4 protein-coding genes and 1 pseudogene are annotated in these 4,680 nt (G+C 49.4%); 4 read left to right on the top strand and 1 reads right to left on the bottom strand.

Annotated features, from left to right (window positions below):
• Positions 1 to 773, top strand: a pseudogene (locus MHN01_RS17110) (glycosidase); the annotation flags it as partial.
• 102 nt (positions 774 to 875) lie between these two features.
• Positions 876 to 1,202 carry a divalent-cation tolerance protein CutA gene (gene cutA / locus MHN01_RS17105; RefSeq protein ID WP_239412447.1) on the top strand — a complete coding sequence of 109 codons (327 nt, stop codon included), beginning with the start codon at positions 876 to 878 and terminating at the stop codon, positions 1,200 to 1,202.
• Positions 1,203 to 1,238: 36 nt separating this feature from the next.
• On the opposite strand, the gene MHN01_RS17100 is transcribed toward cutA, so the two are convergent.
• Positions 1,239 to 2,885, bottom strand: coding sequence for an electron transfer flavoprotein-ubiquinone oxidoreductase (locus MHN01_RS17100; protein ID WP_239412446.1), 1,647 nt, complete (start codon positions 2,883 to 2,885; stop codon positions 1,239 to 1,241).
• A gap of 130 nt (positions 2,886 to 3,015) precedes the next feature.
• On the opposite strand from MHN01_RS17100, the gene MHN01_RS17095 reads away from it, so the two are divergent.
• Both MHN01_RS17095 and MHN01_RS17090 read left to right on the top strand, forming a co-directional pair.
• Positions 3,016 to 3,765 carry an electron transfer flavoprotein subunit beta/FixA family protein gene (locus MHN01_RS17095; RefSeq protein ID WP_239412445.1) on the top strand — a complete coding sequence of 250 codons (750 nt, stop codon included), beginning with the start codon at positions 3,016 to 3,018 and terminating at the stop codon, positions 3,763 to 3,765.
• The coding region (locus tag MHN01_RS17090) for an electron transfer flavoprotein subunit alpha/FixB family protein (protein WP_239412444.1) at positions 3,765 to 4,680 on the top strand (916 nt) is incomplete at its 3' end. The genes MHN01_RS17095 and MHN01_RS17090, both read left to right, overlap by 1 nt.

Here is a 4,680-nt window from a genome sequence, read left to right as displayed (position 1 = left end):
AGTCACTAAAAGGGCGCGAAGCTGAATTGCGTGACTATGTCGCCAAGTTGATGACGATGCGTGCTAACCATCCTGCGCTATCCAGCGGTAAGCGTACCAATGTGATGGCAACTGATGCTGTGTATGTTGACCATAAGCAGGCAGAAAATGAAGCCTTGCTTTACATGGTGAGTACCTCATCCCGAGCAGATATTATCCCTCTGGACGGTGCGGATGTCGGTTCTGATGGCGTCTTGGTTGACTTGATGTCTGGCGATCGCTTCAAGATGCAAGATGGCAAGTATTATATTCCTTTAACTGCGTTTGAAGCTCGTTTCCTATCTATCGAGACACCGTCTGCTGCCGGTGTGAAGGTGAAGGCTGCAGCGGCCGTGTCACTGGCGGGTGAAGGCTTTATGGCGCAGTGTGACAATCCAACCGTGGAAGAGGCTGGGCCGATTGGCGAAACGCTATACGTTGTCGGTGATTTCTCTGACTCGGGATGGAAGCACAAGCCGAAGCGTGCCTTCCAGTACAAGGGCAGCAATGTCTATCAGGTGGTTAAGGAAGAGAAGGCTGGCGCGTATCGTATGCAGTATGCAAGCCGAGATTGGACGCCGCAGTTTACTGCTGACGGTCTTAGCCTGAAAGCTGGCGAGAAAGGCGTGCTGACTCGTGGTGGCTATGGCAAGGACACGGCTGTTACGATCCCTGAAGCCGGTCGTTATGTCTGGAGTCTGGAGTTCAGTTCAGATGGTCAGCCTCAGCAAATTATGGTCTCTAAGTGTCCATAATAATAAGCAACTGACAGTAACTAAGGGAGCCCGATGGCTCCCTTTTTTGATAGTATTATTAGTACATTAGCTTGGAAAAATTACAGATAAATTGAGACTATCATGGCAGCAGAACATGAATACTGTATGGTGATGACCACGTTTTCAGATGAGGTTATCGGAAAGAAAATCATTCACTCGCTCATCGAAAAGCGTTTGGCCGCTTGTGTTCAGGTGCAGGCGATTGAAAGTTATTACCACTGGAAGGGCGAGGTTAATCAAGATCAGGAAAAGCTGGTGATGATCAAGACAACGGCTGCACTTTACTCAGAGGTAGAGGCGGAGATACTGGCTAACCATGATTATGAGACCCCTGAAATTATCCAGCTGCCCATCACGGCTGGGCTGGCAGATTACCTGAGCTGGATCCGTTCGGAGTGCAAGGGCTAGCCTTGCACTTCGATTTGGCTGAAATTATATCTGGGGTTACATATTCGGATAATTCGGCCCGCCGCCACCTTCGGGAGTGACCCAGGTAATATTCTGTGACGGATCTTTAATGTCGCAAGTTTTGCAATGCACACAGTTGGCGGCATTGATCTGAAACTTGGGTTTACCTTCACTCGTCACAATCTCATATACGCCCGCAGGGCAATAGCGCTGACTGGGCTCATCGTAGAGGGATAGGTGAGTTGTTGTGGGAAGGGATGGGTCCTTGAGTTTTAGATGACAAGGTTGGTTCTCTTCGTGTTGTGTTGCCGACAGGTAGACCGAAGACGGCTTATCAAAACTGAGGATACCATCCGGTTTGGGGTAATTAATGGGTGTGCATTGTTCTTTCGGACGAAGACATTCGTGATCGGCTCTCTCATCAGCAACTGTCCATGAAAATCGGTGTTTAAGCCAGTTATGCTCGACCGTTGCCAGCGCACCACCGATAAGATTGCCAAACTTATGGATTTGCGCGCCAAAGTTGCGTGATTCATACAACTCTTGATACAGCCAGGATTCACCGAACAAGCGCTCATAGCCCGGTATTGTTTGATGCAGCCCCTGGCTAATTTCAGCAAAAACGGCTTCGGCAGCCAGCATTCCGGATTTCATGGCAGTATGGCTGCCTTTGATTTTGGCAAAGTTGAGTGTACCGGCATCGCATCCAACCAATACCCCGCCGGGAAACTGTTGCCGTGGCAGGGAAGGGAGTCCACCTTTGGTGATTGCCCGAGCGCCATAGGCGATTCGGTTTCCGCCTTTTAGATAACGGCTGAACAACGGGTGATGCTTCATTCGCTGAAATTCATCAAACGGGCTGAGGTACGGGTTGTGATAATTCAGATCGACTATCAACCCAATAGCGACTTGATTATCTTCGAGGTGATAGAGAAAACTGCCGCCGGTGGTATCAGACTGGCTTAGTGGCCAACCGACACCGTGGATAACCAGCCCCGGCTGATGAAGTTCCGGTGGGACTTCCCACAGCTCTTTTATGCCCAGCGCATAATGCTGAGGCTGTTTGTCGTAATCCAATTGAAAATTGCTGATCAACTGCTTGCCCAAATGGCCTCGGGCTCCTTCGGCAAAAATGGTATATCTGGCCTTTAGCTCAATCCCGGGTTCAAAGGTCGATTTTTTCTCTCCGTTTTTATCCAGCCCCATATCGGATGTGACGATACCGGCAACGGCACCTTGTTGGTCGTAAAGAATGTCAGCGGCTGCAAATCCGGGGAATATTTCGACACCGGCTTTTTCGGCTTGTTGTGCCAGCCAGCGACAGAAGTTGGCCAGACTAATGACAAAGTTGCCGTCATTCAGCATGGGCTTAGGCGTAAAGTTCTCAGGAACATTCAGATAATTGCTTTGATTGGTTAACAGGCAGAAGTGATCTTCGGATACGGCCGTATGAAGTGGAGCATTGAGTCGCTCCCAGTCAGGAAAAAGTTCATCAAGGGCTTTGTGTTCGAAGATGGCACCAGACAAAATATGCGCCCCGACTTCGGCTCCTTTTTCGACCACACAGACAGACAATGATTGATTCTGTTCCTCTGCCAGTTGCATGATCCGACAGGCCGCTGATAAACCTGCAGGGCCAGCACCAACGATGACAACATCGAACTCCATGCACTCTCTTTCCATGCGTACCTTCCTGAAACTGCCAGCTTACAGGTAAATATAGTCCAGTTGACGTAAACGTAAATTCAACTAGGCTCAAAGTGTACTTGGCCAAGCTCATAATTTTTTCTGACTATTTGAAAAGGAAAGCATTGTGAAGGTACTGGTAGCAATAAAGCGAGTGATTGATCCTTACGTAAAAGTGAGGGTGAAAAATGATGGTTCCGGCGTTGAAACCAATAACGTCAAGATGGCTATGAACCCTTTTTGCGAAATCGCAGTGGAAGAGGCAGTCAGACTCAAAGAGGCCGGAACAGTTGAAGAAGTTGTTGTGGTTTCAGTCGGTGAGACAAGCTGTCAGGAGCAACTCAGAACAGCATTGGCATTGGGAGCCGATCGCGCAATTCACATAGAAGCAGAAACCGGACTCGAACCATTGACGGTAGCCAAAGTACTCCAGTCAGTGATGGAGAAAGAACAACCGGGGCTTGTTTTGATGGGCAAGCAATCTATCGATTCGGATAATAATCAGGTTGCCCAGATGCTATCTGCACTGACCGGCCGTCCACAAGGTACCTTTGCCTCTAACGTTACCATTGATGGTGACACTGTCACCGTAACCCGTGAGGTTGATGGCGGCCTGGAGTCACTTCAGTTGATGCTTCCAGCCATTATCAGTACCGATTTGCGGCTAAATGAACCCCGATACGCATCGTTACCAAATATCATGAAGGCCAAAAAGAAACCCATGGAGCAACTAACGCTCGCCGATTTTAGCGTCGATGCTTCTCGGCGCCAGGAAGTGCTGAATGTAGCGCCGCCGCCGGAAAGGCAAGGCGGTGTTCGGGTTGCTTCGGTATCGGAGCTGGTGGATAAGCTGAAAAACGAAGCGAAGGTGATCTAATGGCTACGTTAATCATTGCAGAACACAACAACTTATCTCTCTCGCCAGATACTCTGAAAACGATTAATGCAGCGATGGCGTTATCATCTTCGGTATCGGTGCTGGTTGCCGGTGATAACTGCCGCAGTGTGGCTGATGAGGTAAGCAAGGTAGCTGGTGTCGAGCAAGTTTTACTGGCGAATAATACAGTCTATGAGCATCAGCTTGCCGAAAATCTGTCCGCTTTGGTTGTTGAAGTTGCTGGTCAGCAATATAGCCATATTCTTGCGCCGGCTACAACGTTTGGTAAGAATCTGATGCCGCGTGTAGCCGCCTTGCTTGATGTCGGGCAGCTATCTGATGTTATTCAGATCAAAAGCGAAGATACAGTGATCCGCCCGGTATATGCCGGTAATGCTCTGGCCGAAGTAAGATCCAATGATCCTATCAAGGTGATCACTATTCGCAGTGCCGCATTTGATCTTGCAGAAATTCAACCGGAACAATCCGCTCCGGTGTCCGAACTCGATATTGTCATCGCCAATGACATGGCGCAGTTTGTTAGCAGGCAAGCGGTAGAAAGTGAGCGTCCTGAATTGGCTGCTGCACGAGTGGTGGTATCCGGTGGACGGGGGCTCGGAAATAGCGATAGTTTTGCCCTGGTTGAAAAGCTGGCAGATAAATTAGGCGGGGCAATCGGTGCTTCGCGTGCAGCGGTTGATGCCGGTTTTGTCTCCAATGATCTGCAAGTTGGCCAGACGGGGAAAATTGTCGCCCCTGAGCTATACATAGCCGTGGGCATTTCCGGAGCTATACAACACCTTGCCGGAATGAAAGACTCGAAGGTGATAGTAGCAATCAACAACGATCCCGACGCCCCGATTTTTCAAATCGCCGATTATGGTCTGGTCGGCGATCTGTTCGAGTTGCTTCCGG

Source organism: Photobacterium sp. OFAV2-7 (genome assembly GCF_022347985.1).
In the GTDB taxonomy this organism is placed as follows: Bacteria; Pseudomonadota; Gammaproteobacteria; order Enterobacterales; family Vibrionaceae; genus Photobacterium.
Note: the sequence above shows the minus strand (reverse complement) of the source record. Positions and strands in the feature narration are given on the sequence as shown.

Bases quoted from the DNA above. Each gene is read 5' to 3' on its own strand.
- cutA (WP_239412447.1), top strand. From the start codon at position 876: ATGGCAGCAGAACATGAATACTGTATGGTGATGACCACGTTTTCAGAT.
- MHN01_RS17100 (WP_239412446.1), bottom strand. From the start codon at position 2,885: ATGGAAAGAGAGTGCATGGAGTTCGATGTTGTCATCGTTGGTGCTGGC.